The sequence below is a fragment of the Streptomyces sp. JN8 genome (assembly GCF_055808075.1).
Genome location: NZ_CM147852.1, coordinates 4,377,650 through 4,393,672 on the forward strand (window position 1 = coordinate 4,377,650; position 16,023 = coordinate 4,393,672).

Genomic DNA, 16,023 nt, shown 5'->3' on the forward strand with positions numbered 1-16,023 from the left:
GGGGAGCGGGGCGCTGTCCGGTCCGGACGGCGGCGTGCCTCCGGGGCGGGCCGCTTCCGGTCCGGGCGCCTCCGGGGGCGTCCGTTCCGGTGCGTCGGGCGGGGTGGGGCCGAGGAGACGGAAGGGACGGGGCGTGGAGGAGTACCGGAGGATCGCCGACCGGGTCGAGGCCGCCGTGCGGGACGGCCGGCTGCGGCCCGGCGACCGGCTGCCGCCGCAGCGGGTCTTCGCCCGGCGGCACGCCATCGCCAACTCCACCGCCATCCGCGTGTACGGCGAGCTGGCCCGCCGCGGCCTCGTCGTCGGGGAGGTCGGGCGCGGCACGTTCGTCCGGGCCGCACCCCCGCTGCCCGGGCCCGCGCTCGCCGAGGCGACCGGCGCCGCGCCCGTCGACCTCCAGCTCAACTACCCGGTCGTCGACGGGCAGTCCGCCCTGATGGCCCGGGCCCTCGCGGCCCTCGCCCGGTCCGACGTGCTGGCCGAGGCGGTGGCCCGGCCGGCCGCCGCCACCGGCACCCCCGAGGCGCGCGAGGCGGCGGCGGCGGTGCTCGCCCGGCCCGGCTGGGCGCCCGATCCCGAGAGCGTGCTCTTCGCCGGGAACGGCCGCCAGGCCCTCGCCGCCGCCCTCTCGGCGCTCGTGCCGCCCGGCGGCCGGCTGGGTGTCGAAGCCCTCACGTATCCGCTGGTCAAAGCGGTGGCCGAGACGCTCGGCATCCGGCTCGTCTCGCTCGCCCTCGACGACGAGGGGGTACGGCCCGAGGCGCTCGCGGCGGCCCACCGGGCGGCGCCGCTGGCCGCCGTCTACCTCCAGCCCACGCTGCACAACCCGCTCTCCTCGACCGCGGGCGAGGACCGCCGGGCCGCCCTCGCGGAGCTGCTGCGGAGCGCGGACCTCACCGCCGTCGAGGACACCACCTGGGCCTTCCTCCGGCCGGACGCGCCCGCGCCGCTCGCCGCGCACGCCCCCGAGCGGGTCCTCCTCGTCGACAGCCTCTCCAAGCGGCTGGCCCCGGGGCTGACCGTCGGCTACCTCGTCGTGCCCGGCCGGTCGCGGGCCGCGGTGGCGGAGGCACTGCGCTGCGGCGCCTGGACGGCCGGCGGCCTCGCCCTCGCGGCCGCCACCCGGTGGACCGAGGACGGGACGGTCGCCGAGGTGGTCGCGGCGAAGCGGGCGGACACGGCGGCCCGGCACGCCCTGGTCCGCCGCCGGCTCGCCGGACAGGCGGTCCGGACCTCCCCGCACGCGTACTACTGCTGGTGGGAGCTGCCCGCGCCGTGGAGGGCCGAGGCCTTCGCGGCGGCCGCCGCCGCCCGCGCGGGCGTGGCGGTCACCCCGGGCGGGGCGTTCGCGGTGGGCGGCCGGGACGGTACGGGGACGGCGCCGGACGCGGTCCGCATCGGGCTCGCCTCCCCGCCGCCGGCCGTCCTCGACGAGGCCCTGGGGCGGCTCGCCGCGCTGGCCGCCGCGGGACCTGAGTGACCGGGGGAGCCCGCGGCGGGCGCGGACGCGGGCGGCCGCCGAGGGCGGCGAACCGCCCCGAGGGCGAGGGGCGTTCGGGCGCGGGGTCCTCCGGTTCGGGTCGACGGGCCCGGGGTGCCCGGCGTGGGTGCCCGGGGTGCCCGGCGTGGGTGCCCGGGCCCGGGCGGGCCGGCCTTGCCCTTCCTATTCTGGATATGTAGAGTCCAGGATATGAGGATGAGCGAGGGCGTGGAGTGGGCGCTCCACAGCTGCCTGAACCTGGCCTGGATCGGATCCGGCCGGGCGGTCACCGCCGCGCGTCTCGCGGCCTACCACGAGCTGCCCCCGGCGTATCTCAACAAGCAGCTCCAGGCGCTCGCCCGCGCCGGGATCGTCAGCTCCGTCTCGGGCCCCAAGGGCGGCTTCCGGCTGGCCCGCGCCCTCGACCGGATCACGCTGATGGATGTCGTCGCCGCCGTCGAGGGGCCCGACGAGGCCTTCCGCTGCACCGAGATCCGGCAGCAGGGGCCGGGCGCGGGCGCGCCGGGGAGCCACGCCGCCGAGTGCGCCATCGCCGGGGCCATGGGGCGGGCCGACCTGGCCTGGCGCCGGGAGCTCATGGCCCAGACCCTGGACGACGTCCGGGCGCGGGCCGAACTCCAGGCGCCGGCCGCGCCCGAGCGCATCCGCCGCTGGTTCGCCACCGTCTGACACGAGCAGCCTCCCGGGTCCGGGAGGCTTCCGAAGGGGGTAATTCTGGATGTCGGATGTCCAGTTAGAGAACAGGCGGTCGGGGACGCGGGACCCGGCGCGCGGCGGCCGGCCCGCCGTCGCCGCCGTGACGCTCGGGATCTTCACCGTCATGACCGCCGAACTGCTGCCCGTCGGGCTGCTCACCCCGGCCGCCGCCGACCTCGCCGTCTCCGAGGGCTCGGCCGCGCTGACGGTGACCGTCCCCGGCCTCGTCGCGGCCCTCGCCGCACCGCTCGTCACGGTCCGGGCGGCCGGCGCCGACCGCCGCACGCTCCTGGTCGGCCTGCTGCTCCTGGCCGCGGCCGCGAACCTCGTGTCGGCCCTCGCCGGGCACCTCGCGACCGTCCTCGCCGCCCGGGTCCTCCTGGGCATCGCCATCGGCGGCTTCTGGGCCCTGGCCGGCGGCCTCGCCCCGCGGCTCGTGCCCGCCGGCGCGGTCGGCCGCGCCACCGCCGTGGTCTTCGGCGGCGTCTCGGCCGCCTCGGTCCTCGGCGTCCCCGCGGGCACCCTCCTCACCGAACGGGCGGGCTGGCGCTGGGCGTTCGCGGCCACCGGCCTGCTCGCCCTGCTGGCGGCGGCCGCGCTCCGCGCCCTGCTGCCGCGCCTGCCGGGAGCCGCCACGGCGGCCGGAACCGGCCCGGACGGCGAGAGGGCGGCCGGCACGGGCCGACGGAGGGGAACAGCCGCCGCGGGCCGACGGAGGGGAACAGCCGCCGCGGGCCGACGGAGGGGAACAGCCGCCGCGGGCCGACGAAGGGGGACAGCCGCCGCGGCACGCCCCGAGGGAGAGGCCGCGGACGGCGGGACGCCCGGCGGCCAGGCCCCCCGCCACGGCCCCACCGGACTCCTCTCGCTCCCCCGCCGCAACCGGCGCGTGCGGACCGGACTGCTGCTCACGCTCGCCCTCGTCACCGGGCACTTCCTCGCGTACTCCTTCGTCCGTCCGCTGCTCACCGACCGGTCCGGGATCCCCGGTTCGCTGCTCGGGCTCCTGCTCCTCGGGTACGGGGTCGCGGGCGTCGCCGGGAACTTCCTCGTCGGGCCCCGGGCCGCCCGCACCCCGGCCCGGGCGCTCGCGACCGTGGCGGGCGCGCTCGGCGCCGTCCTCCTCGCCGCCTTCCTCCTCGGCGACGGGGCCGCCGCCGGCGCCGTGCTGCTGCTCCTCTGGGGACTCGCCTACGGCGGCGTCTCCATCGCCCTCCAGTCCTGGTTCATGGCCGCCGCCCCCGACGAGGTCGAGACGGCCACCGGACTCAACGTCAGCGTCTTCTGCCTCGCGATCGCGCTCGGCGCCCTCCTCGGCGGGCTCCTGGCCGACGCGTACCCGCTCGGCACGGTGCTCCTCGCGGGCGCCGTCCTCACCCTGGCCGCGCTGCCCGTGGCCGTACTCTCCGGAAGGAACGCCACCTCATGACCGCCACGCCCCCCTCCGCCGCCGACCAGCGGGTCATCACCAACCCCGACACGCTCCACGACCCGACCCCCTTCGGCTACAGCCACGCCGTCTCCGCGCCCGGCGAGCTCGTCTTCATCGGCGGCCAGTACGCCTCCGACGCGTCCGGTTCCCCCGTCCCCGGCGACTTCGCCGCCCAGGTCGAGCTCTCCCTGACCAACCTGCGGCTCGCCCTCGAAGGCGTCGGCCTCGGCCTGGAGCACGTCGTCCGCCTCGGTTCGTACGTCGTCGACCACGACACGGCCAAGCTGGAGGCGCTCGGCAAGGGTCTGCACGCCCACTTCGGCGAGCGGCTCCCTGCGCAGACCCTCAGCGGCGTCGCGGCGCTCGCCCTGCCCGGGATGCTCTTCGAGATCGACGCGGTCGCCGTCCGGCCCGCCGGCTGACCCGGCCGCCCACGGCGCGCCCCCGCCCGCCGCGCCTGATCCACTTGCGGGGCGCCGGGCGGGGGTGTGCCCTGGAGGGTGCGGGAAGCAGCAGGGGGGCGAGAGACGAAGGAGCTCCTGCCATGGCCGCACACGCAGCGATACCCGTCCGCAAGCCGTTCGGCACGCACGGCCTGGCCACCCCGGTCGTCATCGGCGTCTTCTACGGCCTCTACGCGGCGACCACGGCCCGCCAGGGCGGCACCACCACCGCGGGGGACTGGTGGCTCGGCCTGGTCTCCGCCGTGGTCCTCGGCGCGGGCATCTACGTGCTCCGGCGCTTCGGCCGGGTCCTTCCGCGCGAGCTGCGGGCCGCCGCCTGGGGCGCCCTGGCGGGCATCGCGGCCGGCTTCCTCTACAGCCTCTCGGGCGCCAGCGTCCTGTCGTCGAGCGGACTCGGACTGGCCTTCGGCGCACTCAACGGCGCCGCCTCGTACTACCTCTTCTACACCCACGAGGACGGCCGCGGCCGTCCCGCGGCCTACTGACGGGAGCCGTGCCGGCGCCGGCACGGCTCCCGCGCCGCCCCGGCGCCGGCCCGCGCGCCGGCCTGGCGCCCCGGCGGTGGGCGGCGGAGACTGGGAGGAGCGCCCTCTTCCCGCGCGCGTCTGCTCCGCGCCCTCTCTCCAGGAGGATCCACGGCATGACCGACCTCGCCATCGAGACCGAGGGCCTGGTCAAGGTCTTCGGCAGCAACCGCGCCGTCGACGGCATCGACCTCCGGGTGCCCGCCGGAACCGTGTACGGGGTCCTCGGGCCCAACGGCGCCGGCAAGACCACCGCCGTCAAGATGCTCGCCACCCTGCTCCGCCCCGACGCCGGCCGGGCCCGCGTCTTCGGCAAGGACGTCGTCAAGGACGCCGACACCGTGCGGGGCCGGGTGAGCCTCACCGGGCAGTACGCCTCCGTCGACGAGGACCTGACCGGCACCGAGAACCTCGTCCTGCTCGGCCGGCTCCTCGGCCACACCCGGCCGGCCGCCCGCGACCGCTCCGCGCAGCTGCTCGCCGCGTTCGGACTCGCGGAGGCCGCCGACAAGCAGGTCAAGAACTACTCGGGCGGCATGCGGCGCCGCATCGACATCGCCGCGTCCATCCTCAACACCCCCGACCTGCTGTTCCTCGACGAGCCGACCACCGGCCTCGACCCGCGCAGCCGCAACCAGGTCTGGGACATCGTCCGCGCGGTGGTCGCCCAGGGCACCACCGTCCTGCTCACCACCCAGTACCTGGACGAGGCCGACCAGCTGGCCTCCCGGATCGCCGTCATCGACCACGGCAAGGTGATCGCGGAGGGCACGAAGGGCGAGCTGAAGGCCTCCGTCGGCTCCGGTTCGGTGCACGTCCGCCTCCGGGACCCGGAGCAGCGGCCCGAGGCCGAGCGGGTCATCGTGGGCGCCCTGAACGCGACCGTGAAGCTCGACGCCGACCCGGTCGCGCTCACCGCCACCGTCGACGGCCACGGGACGGACCTGGGGGCCGCCGAGCAGGCCGCGCGGGCGCTCGCGGAACTGGCGCGGGCGGGGATCACCGTCGACAACTTCGCGCTGGGCCAGCCCAGTCTCGACGAGGTCTTCCTGGCGCTGACGGACCGGTCCGCGTCCGGCGGACCCGCGCCCGGCACCGGAACGGGCCCCCGGACCGGCACCGACACCGACCGGAAGGGACCGGCGGCATGACCACCGTCACCACCAAGGACGGCCGGACGGCCGACACGCTCGACTTCGTCGCCCCGAAGGCCGACGAACTCGCGGCGCTGCTCGTGGGCCACACCCGCCCGCCGCGCCCCAGCGCGCTCTCGGCCTCGATGACCTTCGGCTGGCGGGCCATGCTGAAGATCAAGCACGTGCCGGAGCAGCTGTTCGACGTGACGGCGTTCCCGATCATGATGGTGCTGATGTACACGTACCTCTTCGGCGGTGCGCTGGCCGGCTCCGTCTCGTCGTACATCCAGTTCCTGCTGCCCGGCATCCTGGTGATGAGCGTCGTGATGATCACGATGTACACCGGGATCTCGGTCAACACCGACATCGAGAAGGGCGTCTTCGACCGCTTCCGCACGCTGCCGATCTGGCGTCCGGCGCCGATGGTCGGCTATCTCCTCGGCGACGTCGTCCGCTATCTGATCGCCTCGGCCGTGATGCTGACCGTCGGCATGATCATCGGGTACCGGCCGGACGGCGGGATCGCGGGCGTGCTGCTCGGGGTCGCGCTGCTGGTGGTCTTCTCGTTCTCGTTCTCGTGGATCTGGACCATGTTCGGTCTGCTGCTGCGCAGCGAGAAGTCCGTCATGGGCGTGTCGATGATGGTGATCTTCCCGCTGACGTTCCTGTCGAACGTCTTCGTCGACCCCAGCACGATGCCGGGCTGGCTGCAGGCCTTCGTCAACAACAGCCCGGTCACCCATCTGGCGACGGCCGTACGGGAGCTGATGGCGGGCGACTGGCCGGCCGCGGACATCGCCTGGTCGCTCGGGTGGTCGGCGGTGCTCGTGCTCGTCTTCGGGGCGGTCACGATGCGGCTCTACAACCGCAAGTGACGGCGCGGGTCCCCCACTCACCGCACCTGGCGGTGCGGGGCGATCCGAAGGAGACGGCCTAGGCGCCGCGCGGCTTGGTCTGCTGGACGGCCCAGCGGTTGCCGTCCGGGTCGGCGAAGAAGACGAACGAGCCCCACGGCATGTCGGCGATGTCGCTGACCGCGATCCCGCGCGCGCTGAGCTCGCGGTGGGCCTCCTCGATGTCGGTGACGACGACCTGCATGTTGTCGAGGGAGCCCGGGGCCATCTCGGTGAGGCCCTTGCCGAGGGCGATCGAGCAGGCGGAGCCCGGCGGGGTCATCTGCACGAACCGGATGTCCTCGCTGACGGGCACGTCGTGGTCGGCGTGGAAGCCGACCTGCTCGTAGAAGGCCTTGGCGCGGTCGACGTCGGTGACGGGGACGGCGACCAGTTCCAGCTTGATGTCCATGAGGGCATCATGCGTCCGGCCACCGCCCGCCGCGCGGCGGGCGCCCGGCCGCTACGCGCCGGTACGGCCTCGGACCACGACCACCGGGCACGGGGCGTGCTGGGTGACGTGCAGGGAGACCGAGCCGAGCACGGCCGCCGTGAAGCCGCTGCGGCCGCGGTCCCCGACGACCAGCAGGGTGGCGCCCTCGGCGGCGTCGAGCAGGGCCTGCGGGGCGTTGCCGCCGACGACCGTACGGGTGACGGCGGCGGCCTGCGCCGGGGTGAGGGTCTGGTCGATCGCCTCGTCGAGGATCTGCTTCGCGAGCCGCTCGGGGTCGAACTCCGGCGGCACGCCCGGCATGAGCGCGGCCCAGGAGGCCGGGTACTCCCAGCCGATCACCGTCTGGAGGGCGTCCCCGGTGAGGGCGGCCTGCCCGGCCGCCCACGTCAGCGCCTTCAGGGAGGGCTCCGACCCGTCCACGCCCACCACGATCCTGCCGGCCATCACGGAACTCCGTTCGTTGTACGGCACATCTGAATCCTGCGCCTCCAACGTAACAAAGTGCTCAATCCATCCGCAGATCGGCCAATTGCCGCGCGAACGGGACGACCTCGTCCTCGTCGGCGCGCCGCGAGGGCCGGGCCGCGACCGCGTCCGCGAACTCGCCGCCCGCCCGGGTGATCCGGCCGGGCAGCCCCTCGGTGTACGCGTCCCCGCCCGCGCCCCAGTCCTCCGACGCCGCGTAGACGGCGGTCGGGACGACGTGGGCCCGCAGGTAGGCGAAGAGCGGCCGCAGCGCGTGGTCCAGGACCAGGGAGTGCCGGGCGGTGCCGCCGGTCGCGCCGATCAGGACCGGGGTGCCGGTCAGTGCCGTCGGGTCGACCAGGTCGAAGAACGACTTGAAGAGGCCGCTGTAGGAGGCGGTGAAGACCGGCGTCACCGCGATCACGCCGTCGGCGCCGGTCACCGCGTCGAGCGCGTCCTGGAGCTTGCCGGAGGGGAAGCCGGTGACGAGGTGGTGGGCGATGTCCACGGCCAGGTCGCGCAGTTCGACGACCTGGACGTCGACGGCGTACTCCTGCTCGGCCAGCCGGTACCGGGCGGCCTGGAGGAGCCGGTCGGCGAGCAGCCGGGTGGAGGAGGGGGAGCTGAGGCCGGCGGAGACGGCGACCAGCTTCAGGGTCTGCATGACGTCACTGCTCCTTGTCGGTGCGGGCGGCGAGGACGGCGGGGTGGAGCGGGGCGGTGGCGGGGACGTCGGCCGGGCGCAGGTTCGCGAACTCCTTGCGCAGTACCGGGACGACCTCCTCGCCGAGGATGTCGAGCTGCTCCAGGACCGTCTTGAGGGGCAGCCCCGCGTGGTCGACCAGGAACAGCTGCCGCTGGTAGTCGCCCACGTAGTCGCGGAAGGACAGGGTGCGCTCGATGACCTCCTGCGGCGAGCCGACGGTCAGCGGGGTCTCCCGGGAGAACTCCTCCAGGGAGGGGCCGTGGCCGTAGACCGGCGCGTTGTCGAAGTACGGGCGGAACTCCCGTACCGCGTCCTGCGAGTTCTTGCGCAGGAAGACCTGGCCGCCGAGGCCGACGATCGCCTGCTCCGGGGTGCCGTGGCCGTAGTGGGCGTACCGCTGGCGGTAGAGGCGGACCATCTTCTCGGTGTGCTGCTTGGGCCAGAAGATGTGGTTGGCGAAGAACCCGTCGCCGTAGTAGGCCGCCTGCTCGGCGATCTCGGGGGAGCGGATGGAGCCGTGCCAGACGAACGGCGGGACGCCGTCGAGCGGGCGCGGGGTGGAGGTGAAGCCCTGGAGGGCGCTGCGGAACCTGCCCTCCCAGTCGACCACGTCCTCCCTCCACAGCCTGTGGAGGAGCGCGTAGTGCTCGATGGCGAGCGGGATGCCCTGCCGGATGTCCTGGCCGAACCACGGGTAGACCGGGCCGGTGTTGCCGCGGCCCGTCATCAGGTCCACGCGGCCGTCGGCGAGGTGCTGGAGCGTCGCGTAGTCCTCGGCGATCTTCACCGGGTCGTTGGTGGTGATCAGCGTGGTGGAGGTGGAGAGGATCAGGTTCTCCGTGCGGGCGGCGATGTGCCCGAGGAGGGTGGTGGGGGAGGAGGGCACGAACGGCGGGTTGTGGTGCTCGCCGGTCGCGAAGACGTCCAGTCCGACCTCTTCGGCCTTGAGCGCGATGGCGACGGTGTTCTTGATCCGCTCGTGCTCGGTGGGGGTGCGGCCGGTGGTGGGGTCGGTCGTCACGTCGCCGACGGTGAAGATCCCGAACTGCATCGTGCTCACCTCTCGCCTGGGGGCTGTTGGTTGAATCGTAAACTATCTGGACCGTCCGCTACAACGGGGCACCCCCCTGCGCTATTCCCGCCACGGCCGGACCGCGCGCCGGGGGCGGCGTGGGGCCCGCCACGTACCGCCGGAAAACGGCCCTCCCGTAGAGTCGCGCAGGTGAACGGTGCGATAGCGGTCGTCGGAATCGGCGCGGACGGCTGGGACGGGCTCCCCGAGAGCTCCCGCCGCGTCCTGCGGACCGCCGAGGTCCTGATCGGCGCCCCCCGCCAGCTCGATCTCCTCCCGGCCGCCGACTGCCCCGGCGCACGCGTCACCTGGCCCTCCCCGCTCCGCCCCGCCGTCCCCGGACTGCTCGCCGCCCACCAGGGCCGGACCGTCGCCGTCCTCGCCAGCGGCGACCCGTCCTTCTACGGCATCGGCCGCACCCTCGCCGAGACCGTCGGCGCCGACCGCCTCCGGATCCACCCCCACCCCTCGTCCGTCTCCTACGCGGCCGCCCGGCTCGGCTGGCCCCTGGAGGCCGTCGAGACCCTCTCCCTCGTCGCCCGCCCCCTCGGCGCACTCTCCGCGGCACTCCACCCCGGCCGCCGGCTCCTCGTCCTCGGCGAAGGCCCCGAGACCCCCGCGCGGGTCGCGGCCCTGCTCCGGGACACCGGCTGGGGCGGCACCCGCGTCCGCGTCCTGGAACAGCTCGGCGGGGACCGCGAGCGGCTCCTCGACGGCACGGCCGCCGACTGGCCGTACGAGCGGACCGACGCGCTCCACGTCCTCGCCCTCGACTGCGTGCGCGACCCCGGCACGCTCCGGCTCGGCGCGGTGCCCGGACTGCCGGACGAGGCGTACGAGCACGACGGCCAGCTCACCAAGCGGTACGTGCGGGCCGCCACCCTCGCCGCCCTCGCGCCCGCGCCCGGCGAACTCCTCTGGGACGTCGGCGGCGGCTCGGGCTCCATCGGCATCGAGTGGATGCGCAGCCACCCCACCTGCCGGGCGGTCGCGGTCGAGAGGTCGGCGGAACGCGCGGAGCGGATCACCCGCAACGCCGACCGCCTCGGCGTGCCCGCCCTGCGGGTGGTGACGGCACCGGCACCGGCCGGCCTGGCCGGCCTCCCCGTCCCCGACGCGGTCTTCATCGGCGGCGGCCTCACCGCCCCCGGCCTCCTCGACGCCTGCTGGGACGCGCTGCCCGCCGGCGGCCGGCTCGTCGCGAACACCGTGACCCTGGAGTCCGAGGCACAGCTCGCCGAACGCCACCGCCGCCACGGCGGCGAACTGGTCCGGCTCGCCGTGGCCACGGCCGTCCCCGTGGGCGGCTTCACCGGCTGGCGCCAGGCGATGCCGGTCACGCAGTGGTCCGTAACGAAAGGTTCTGAAGAGCGATGACCGTCTACTTCATCGGCGCGGGTCCCGGCGCGGCCGACCTGATCACCGTGCGCGGCGCCCGGACGCTCGCGAAGTGCGGGGTCTGCCTGTACGCCGGCTCCCTCGTGCCGACCGAGCTGCTCGCCGAGTGCCCGCCGGAGGCACGGCTCGTCGACACCGCCCGGATGGACCTGGACCAGATCGTCGCCGAGATCACCGCGGCCCACGAGGCCGGCCGGGACGTGGCCCGGCTGCACTCGGGCGACCCGTCGGTGTTCAGCGCGATGGCCGAGCAGATGCGGCGCCTGGACGCCGCGGGCATCCCGTACGAGGTCGTGCCCGGCGTCCCCGCCTTCGCCGCCGCGGCTGCCGCGCTCAAGCGGGAGCTCACCGTCCCGACGGTCGGCCAGACGGTCGTCCTCACCCGGGTCGCGCAGCAGGCCACGCCCATGCCGGAGGGCGAGGACCTGGCGACCCTGGGCCGCAGCGGTGCGCTCCTCGTCCTCCACCTGGCCGCGCGGTACGCGGACCGGGTCGTCGCCGAGCTCGTCCCCCACTACGGCGCGGACTGCCCCGCCGCGGTCGTGGCGATGGCCAGCCGCCCCGACGAGATCGTGCTGCGGGGCACGCTGGAGGACATCGCGGACCAGCTGAAGCAGGCCGGCATCACGAAGACGGCCGTCATCCTCGTCGGCCGCACGCTGGGCGCCTCGGAGTTCCGCGACAGCCACCTCTACGACCCGGCGCGCGACCGCCACACCTGCTGAGCCGCCCCCCGCGCCGCACCTGCCGAGCCGCCCCGCGCCGTCCACGCGCCGGGGCCCCCGGGGAGTCCGATCCCGGGGGCCCCGGCGCGTGGACGCCGGACGGTCAGGCGTTGGGACGCTTGCCGTGGTTGGCGCTCTTCTTCTTGCGGGCGCGCCGCTTGTTGCCTCGCTTGGCCATGGGACTCCCTCTCGCTCGGGGGTGACGTGCTGGCAAGCCTAGGTTCGTGACCCGGGGGCCGCATATCGGCCGCCGGAGGCGTGCGGTCTCATGGAGGGGTGACTGTCTACGACGTGGCCCGGGCGCTGCCGGGCATCGAGGAACTGCGCGACCACAGCCGGGGGCTCGCGATGGTGGAGGCCGTGCTGAGCCCGGAGTGGGAGAGCCGGTACTACTCCTTCGACGCGCACTGGTCGGAGACCGAGCAGCTGGCCTCGATGAAGAACGGCTCGGGCGACGAGTACACGATCGTCCTCTCCCCCGCGGGGGCGTTCGCGCGCGCCTTCGCCCACGAGTCGCCGATGAGCCCGTTCGGGCCGCTCGCGGACGGGGTGACCTGGCCCGGAGCGATCGACGGGGTCCCGGAGGCGTTCCGGGAGTACCTGACGGAGCCCGCCTTCACGGACGAGGACGGGGTCCACGTGACCACCGCCTGCCTGTGGCGCGAGCCGGCGGACACGGCCTGGCACACGGGCCCGGTCGACTTCGGCGACCTGGAGGCCGACGAGGACCCGGACGGCTCGGTCCGCCTCCTGCGGCTGCTGACGGACCGCTCGGCCGAGGCGTACGCGGAGTTCGCCCAGGAGTACTACGAGCGCCCCGTCGACCTCGGGGCGGTGCGGCACGTGCTCGCCCTGCGCCCCCTGACGGCGGAGGTCGTCGCCGCGCTCAACCCCGCGGTGACGCTCGCGGACCTCGCCGAGGACGTGCGGGAGATCGGCTACCCGGAGGCCTGACGCGGACCGGTCGGCGCCGGCGGACCCGTACGCCCGGCTCGGCGCGCGACCGCCCGAGGGCGTGACGGTCACGGAGGAGCCCCCGGGGGCGCCGTCAGGGCGCCCCCGGCCCCGCCGTCTCCGACCGGCCCACCACCGTGCCCGCGCGGTCGATGCAGATCACGTCCACCGCCACCGGGGCGCCCCGGAGCACCGTCAGGGCCTCGTCGCGGGCCCGCGCGGCGACCAGGTCGCCCAGGGGCACGCCCGCGGCCTCGCAGAGGCGGAGCGCGGCGAGGCCCGTGTTGGCGTCCGCGATCTCCGCGGCGAGGGCCTCCGGCGCGCCGCCCGAGCGGGCCAGCTCCGCCAGGAAGCCCTTGTCGACCTGGGAGCGGGCCGAGTGCAGGTCCAGATGGCCGGCCGCCAGCTTGGAGAGCTTCGCGAAGCCGCCGCAGATCGTGAGGCGGTCGACGGGGTGGCGGCGGACGTACTTGAGGACCGCGCCCGCGAAGTCGCCCATGTCGAGGAGCGCGATCTCCGGCAGGTCGTACAGCCCGGCGACCGTCTTCTCCGACGTGGAGCCCGTGCAGCCCGCCACGTGCGTCAGACCGCCCGCGCGGGCCACGTCCACGCCCCGGCGGATCGAGTCGATCCACGCCGAGCACGAGTACGGGACCACGACCCCCGTGGTGCCGAGGATCGACAGGCCGCCCAGGATCCCGATGCGCGGGTTCCACGTCGAGCGGGCGATCTCGGCGCCGTGGTCGACGGAGACGGTGATCTCGACGTCGCCCCCGCCGCCGTGCCGGGCCGCGACCTCCGCCACGTGCGCCCGCATCAGCTGCCGCGGCACCGGGTTGATCGCGGGCTCCCCGACCTCCAGGGGCAGGCCCGGCAGGGTGACCGTGCCGACGCCCTCGCCCGCCCGGAAGACGACGCCCGAGCCCGCGGGCAGGAGCCGTACCGTCGAACGGATCACGGCACCGTGCGTGACGTCCGGATCGTCGCCCGCGTCCTTCGTCACCGCGGCCATGGCCGTACCGCCGTCGAGGGACTCCGCCGTGAGGGCGAAGGCCGGCGTCTGCCCCTTCGGCAGCGTGATGGTCACCGGATCCGGGAATCCGCCGGTCAGCAGCGCCGTGTACGCGGCCGTCGTGGCCGCCGTCGCGCAGGCGCCCGTCGTCCACCCCGGGCGCAGACCCGTGTGCTTGAGTTGGGCCTCACGCCCGCCGCCTGCCGTCACGAAGGGACTCCTGTGCACGTACTCATTCTCGGGGGGACGACCGAGGCCCGCGCCCTCGCGGCCCTGCTGCACGGCGAGGCCCGGGTGACCAGCTCCCTCGCGGGGCGGGTGGCGAGCCCCCGGCTGCCCGACGGAGAGGTGCGGATCGGCGGGTTCGGCGGCGTCGACGGGCTCGTCGACTGGATCGGCGGGCACGCCGTGGACGCGGTCATCGACGCCACGCATCCCTTCGCCGAGCGGATCAGCTTCCACGCGGCCCGTGCGGCCGCCACCGCCCATGTTCCCCTGCTCGCGCTGCGCCGCCCCGGCTGGGTCCCGGTCGCGGGCGACGACTGGCACCCGGTGGCCTCCCAGGAGGAGGCGGCCGCGGCCCTCGACGGCCTCGGCGACCGGGTCTTCCTGACGACCGGCCGCATGGGCCTCGCGGCCTTCGCGGACCGCCCCGAGTGGTTCCTGATCCGCTCGGTCGACGCTCCGGAGGCCCCCGTGCCGGGCCGCGCCGAGATCCTCCTCGACCGCGGGCCGTTCACCCTGGACGGCGAGCGGGAGGTCCTCGCCCGCCACCGGATCGACGTCCTGGTGACGAAGGACAGCGGCGGCGCGGCGACCGCCCCGAAGCTGACCGCGGCCCGCGAGGCGGGCCTCCCGGTCGTCGTGGTCCGCCGCCCCCCGGTCCCGGAGGGCGTCCCGGTGGCGGCGACCCCCGGGGAGGCCGCGGCCTGGGCCCGGGAGAGGTGAGGACCGGCCGGGGCCTCCCCGGGGGCCGCCGCTCCCGCGCGACAGGTGCCCGGGCCGGGCGTTCAATGGAGGAATGGCTACCGTCCGATGGCTGGTCACGGCGGGGCTCGTGTCGGTACTGGGCACGGGTTTCGGGACCGCGGGCCCCAGCCCGAGCCCCACGCCCGAGCCTCCCCCGGCGCAGCCGCCCGCCCTGCTCGACCGGGCGGACGTGGACCGGGCCGTCGACCGGATCGACCCGGACGTCGCGGAGCTGATGCGGAAGACCGGCGTGCCCGGCGTCTCCGTCGCCGTCGTCTACCGGGGCGAGGTCGTCCACATCAAGGGGTACGGCGTCCGCGAGGTCGGCAAGGAGGGCGCGGTCGACGCCGACACCGTCTTCCAGCTGGCCTCCGTGTCCAAGCCGATCGCCTCCACCGTCGTCTCCGGCGCGGTCGGCGTGGAGGGCTGGCAGAAGCCGGTCTCGCCCGAAGTCCCCGGGTTCCGGCTGAAGGACCCGTGGGTGACGTCCCACGTGACGGTCGCCGACCTGTTCTCGCACCGGAGCGGCCTGCCGGACCACGCGGGCGACCTGCTGGAGGACCTCGGCTACGACCAGGAGTACATCCTGTCGCACCTGCGGTACGAGCCCCTCGCGCCGTTCCGCGCGAGCTACGCGTACACCAACTTCGGTCTGACGGCGGCCGCCGAGGCCGTCGCCGCGGAGAAGGGCGTGTCCTGGGCGAAGCTCGCCGAGGACACCCTCTACAAGCCCGCCGGCATGAACGACACCAGTTCCCGCTTCCAGGACTTCCTCGCGAACCCCGACCGGGCACACGGGCACGTCAAGCAGCCCGACGGGACCTGGAAGGCGGAGTTCGTCCGGGACCCGGACGCCCAGTCCCCCGCCGGCGGTGTCAGCTCCTCGGCCACCGACATGGCGACCTGGCTGCGGCTCCAGCTCGCCAACGGCTCGCTCGACGGGCGGCGGATCGTCGCGGAGGACGCCCTCGACCTCACCCACCACCCCGAGGCGGTGGCCGTCCCGGCCCAGGCGCCCGCCGCGCGGACCGGCTTCTACGGCCTCGGCTGGAACGTGTCGTACGACGACGAGGGACGCCTGCGCCTCTCCCACACGGGCGCGTTCGCGCTCGGCGCGCACACCAACGTGACGATGCTGCCGGGCGAGCAGCTCGGCATCGTCGTCCTCACCAACGGCGCTCCGGTCGGCGTCGCCGACACCGTCGCCCTCGACTTCTTCGACACCGCGCAGGACGGGAAGCCGAGCCGGGACTGGCTGCCGCTGGTCGACGCCCTGTACGAGCAGGAGGCCGAAGCCGGCCGCTCGGACACGGACTTCGCGAAGAAGCCGGCGGACGCGACGCCCGCGAAGGCGAACGGCGCCTACGCCGGCACGTACGAGAGCGACTACTACGGCCGTCTGACGGTGGCGGAGGCGGACGGCGGGCTGGTGCTGCGCCTGGGGCCGGAACCGCAGACGTACCGGCTGACGCACTACGACGGCGACACGTTCAGCTTCGAGACGCGCGGGGAGAACGCCGTCGGCCCCACCGCCGTCACCTTCTCCGCGGACGGCCGGACCGTCCGCGTCGAGTACCTGGACGAGACGGGACTCGGCACCTTCACCCGCGGCTGACCGCGGG

At 75.1% G+C, this 16,023-nt stretch carries 18 protein-coding genes; 12 read left to right on the forward strand and 6 right to left on the reverse strand.

The annotated features are described in order from the left end of the window. Window positions 1–133: 133 nt before the first annotated feature. From ACY0MR_RS19240 to ACY0MR_RS19270, 7 genes are all read left to right on the forward strand, one after another. The gene (locus tag ACY0MR_RS19240; protein ID WP_473554311.1) at window positions 134–1,480 is read left to right on the forward strand and encodes an aminotransferase-like domain-containing protein; all 1,347 of its coding nucleotides are present in this window, start codon (window positions 134–136) and stop codon (window positions 1,478–1,480) included. Window positions 1,481–1,696: 216 nt separating this feature from the next. Beyond that, window positions 1,697–2,170, forward strand: coding sequence for an RrF2 family transcriptional regulator (locus ACY0MR_RS19245; RefSeq protein ID WP_392207082.1), 474 nt, complete (start codon window positions 1,697–1,699; stop codon window positions 2,168–2,170). 49 nt (window positions 2,171–2,219) lie between these two features. Next, window positions 2,220–3,626, forward strand: coding sequence for an MFS transporter (locus ACY0MR_RS19250; protein WP_473554314.1), 1,407 nt, complete (start codon window positions 2,220–2,222; stop codon window positions 3,624–3,626). Further along, window positions 3,623–4,051 carry a RidA family protein gene (locus ACY0MR_RS19255; protein WP_392867983.1) on the forward strand — a complete coding sequence of 143 codons (429 nt, stop codon included), beginning with the start codon at window positions 3,623–3,625 and terminating at the stop codon, window positions 4,049–4,051. The genes ACY0MR_RS19250 and ACY0MR_RS19255 overlap by 4 nt, the downstream gene beginning before the upstream one ends. 122 nt (window positions 4,052–4,173) lie before the next feature. Continuing rightward, window positions 4,174–4,578: a hypothetical protein gene (locus ACY0MR_RS19260; protein ID WP_388801838.1), complete on the forward strand. Its 405-nt coding sequence runs from the start codon at window positions 4,174–4,176 to the stop codon at window positions 4,576–4,578. A gap of 155 nt (window positions 4,579–4,733) precedes the next feature. After that, window positions 4,734–5,768, forward strand: coding sequence for an ATP-binding cassette domain-containing protein (locus ACY0MR_RS19265; protein WP_388801834.1), 1,035 nt, complete (start codon window positions 4,734–4,736; stop codon window positions 5,766–5,768). Next, a complete protein-coding gene (locus tag ACY0MR_RS19270) occupies window positions 5,765–6,628 on the forward strand; it encodes an ABC transporter permease (protein ID WP_361856587.1) in 864 nt (287 codons plus the stop codon). The genes ACY0MR_RS19265 and ACY0MR_RS19270 overlap by 4 nt, the downstream gene beginning before the upstream one ends. Window positions 6,629–6,686: 58 nt before the next feature. Here ACY0MR_RS19270 and ACY0MR_RS19275 read toward each other — a convergent pair whose 3' ends face one another. The 4 genes from ACY0MR_RS19275 to ACY0MR_RS19290 all read right to left on the reverse strand — a co-directional run bounded on the left by ACY0MR_RS19275 (window position 6,687) and on the right by ACY0MR_RS19290 (window position 9,322). Further along, the gene (locus tag ACY0MR_RS19275; protein ID WP_361856589.1) at window positions 6,687–7,058 is read right to left on the reverse strand and encodes a VOC family protein; all 372 of its coding nucleotides are present in this window, start codon (window positions 7,056–7,058) and stop codon (window positions 6,687–6,689) included. A gap of 51 nt (window positions 7,059–7,109) precedes the next feature. After that, window positions 7,110–7,544, reverse strand: coding sequence for a universal stress protein (locus ACY0MR_RS19280; RefSeq protein WP_361856622.1), 435 nt, complete (start codon window positions 7,542–7,544; stop codon window positions 7,110–7,112). Between the two features lie 61 nt (window positions 7,545–7,605). Continuing rightward, on the reverse strand, window positions 7,606–8,229 hold the full coding sequence (locus ACY0MR_RS19285; RefSeq protein WP_388801829.1) for an FMN reductase: 624 nt from the start codon (window positions 8,227–8,229) through the stop codon (window positions 7,606–7,608). 4 nt (window positions 8,230–8,233) lie between these two features. Further along, window positions 8,234–9,322 carry an LLM class flavin-dependent oxidoreductase gene (locus tag ACY0MR_RS19290; RefSeq protein WP_361856595.1) on the reverse strand — a complete coding sequence of 363 codons (1,089 nt, stop codon included), beginning with the start codon at window positions 9,320–9,322 and terminating at the stop codon, window positions 8,234–8,236. A gap of 171 nt (window positions 9,323–9,493) precedes the next feature. Here ACY0MR_RS19290 and cbiE point away from each other — a divergent pair, with 171 nt between their 5' ends. Further along, window positions 9,494–10,720: a precorrin-6y C5,15-methyltransferase (decarboxylating) subunit CbiE gene (gene cbiE, locus ACY0MR_RS19295; RefSeq protein ID WP_388801826.1), complete on the forward strand. Its 1,227-nt coding sequence runs from the start codon at window positions 9,494–9,496 to the stop codon at window positions 10,718–10,720. Beyond that, window positions 10,717–11,466 carry a precorrin-4 C(11)-methyltransferase gene (gene cobM / locus ACY0MR_RS19300; RefSeq protein ID WP_404083834.1) on the forward strand — a complete coding sequence of 250 codons (750 nt, stop codon included), beginning with the start codon at window positions 10,717–10,719 and terminating at the stop codon, window positions 11,464–11,466. The genes cbiE and cobM overlap by 4 nt, the downstream gene beginning before the upstream one ends. A gap of 103 nt (window positions 11,467–11,569) precedes the next feature. Here the strand turns inward: cobM and ACY0MR_RS19305 are convergent, their stop codons facing one another. Beyond that, complete coding sequence (locus ACY0MR_RS19305) at window positions 11,570–11,644, reverse strand: 50S ribosomal protein bL37 (RefSeq protein WP_383431233.1); 75 nt, start codon at window positions 11,642–11,644, stop codon at window positions 11,570–11,572. A gap of 98 nt (window positions 11,645–11,742) precedes the next feature. Between ACY0MR_RS19305 and ACY0MR_RS19310 the strand changes: the two genes are divergently transcribed. Next, complete coding sequence (locus ACY0MR_RS19310; RefSeq protein ID WP_473554320.1) at window positions 11,743–12,420, forward strand: hypothetical protein; 678 nt, start codon at window positions 11,743–11,745, stop codon at window positions 12,418–12,420. Between the two features lie 94 nt (window positions 12,421–12,514). Here the strand turns inward: ACY0MR_RS19310 and ACY0MR_RS19315 are convergent, their stop codons facing one another. Further along, window positions 12,515–13,660 carry a cobalt-precorrin-5B (C(1))-methyltransferase gene (locus ACY0MR_RS19315; RefSeq protein WP_388801817.1) on the reverse strand — a complete coding sequence of 382 codons (1,146 nt, stop codon included), beginning with the start codon at window positions 13,658–13,660 and terminating at the stop codon, window positions 12,515–12,517. Here ACY0MR_RS19315 and ACY0MR_RS19320 point away from each other — a divergent pair. After that, window positions 13,655–14,380, forward strand: a complete 726-nt coding sequence (locus ACY0MR_RS19320) for a cobalt-precorrin-6A reductase (RefSeq protein WP_403315123.1) — start codon at window positions 13,655–13,657, stop codon at window positions 14,378–14,380. The genes ACY0MR_RS19315 and ACY0MR_RS19320 overlap by 6 nt on opposite strands. A gap of 73 nt (window positions 14,381–14,453) precedes the next feature. Then, window positions 14,454–16,016 carry a serine hydrolase gene (locus ACY0MR_RS19325; protein ID WP_473554323.1) on the forward strand — a complete coding sequence of 521 codons (1,563 nt, stop codon included), beginning with the start codon at window positions 14,454–14,456 and terminating at the stop codon, window positions 16,014–16,016. Window positions 16,017–16,023: the final 7 nt, after the last annotated feature.

Excerpts from the sequence above, each read along its gene's own strand:
- ACY0MR_RS19325 (WP_473554323.1), top strand. The coding sequence starts at position 14,454 with ATGGCTACCGTCCGATGGCTGGTCACGGCGGGGCTCGTGTCGGTACTG.
- ACY0MR_RS19285 (WP_388801829.1), bottom strand. The coding sequence starts at position 8,229 with ATGCAGACCCTGAAGCTGGTCGCCGTCTCCGCCGGCCTCAGCTCCCCC.
- ACY0MR_RS19265 (WP_388801834.1), top strand. The coding sequence starts at position 4,734 with ATGACCGACCTCGCCATCGAGACCGAGGGCCTGGTCAAGGTCTTCGGC.
- ACY0MR_RS19270 (WP_361856587.1), top strand. The coding sequence starts at position 5,765 with ATGACCACCGTCACCACCAAGGACGGCCGGACGGCCGACACGCTCGAC.
- ACY0MR_RS19280 (WP_361856622.1), bottom strand. The coding sequence starts at position 7,544 with ATGGCCGGCAGGATCGTGGTGGGCGTGGACGGGTCGGAGCCCTCCCTG.
- ACY0MR_RS19275 (WP_361856589.1), bottom strand. The coding sequence starts at position 7,058 with ATGGACATCAAGCTGGAACTGGTCGCCGTCCCCGTCACCGACGTCGAC.
- ACY0MR_RS19245 (WP_392207082.1), top strand. The coding sequence starts at position 1,697 with ATGAGCGAGGGCGTGGAGTGGGCGCTCCACAGCTGCCTGAACCTGGCC.
- ACY0MR_RS19290 (WP_361856595.1), bottom strand. The coding sequence starts at position 9,322 with ATGCAGTTCGGGATCTTCACCGTCGGCGACGTGACGACCGACCCCACC.
- ACY0MR_RS19250 (WP_473554314.1), top strand. The coding sequence starts at position 2,220 with ATGTCGGATGTCCAGTTAGAGAACAGGCGGTCGGGGACGCGGGACCCG.
- ACY0MR_RS19260 (WP_388801838.1), top strand. The coding sequence starts at position 4,174 with ATGGCCGCACACGCAGCGATACCCGTCCGCAAGCCGTTCGGCACGCAC.
- ACY0MR_RS19255 (WP_392867983.1), top strand. The coding sequence starts at position 3,623 with ATGACCGCCACGCCCCCCTCCGCCGCCGACCAGCGGGTCATCACCAAC.
- cobM (WP_404083834.1), top strand. The coding sequence starts at position 10,717 with ATGACCGTCTACTTCATCGGCGCGGGTCCCGGCGCGGCCGACCTGATC.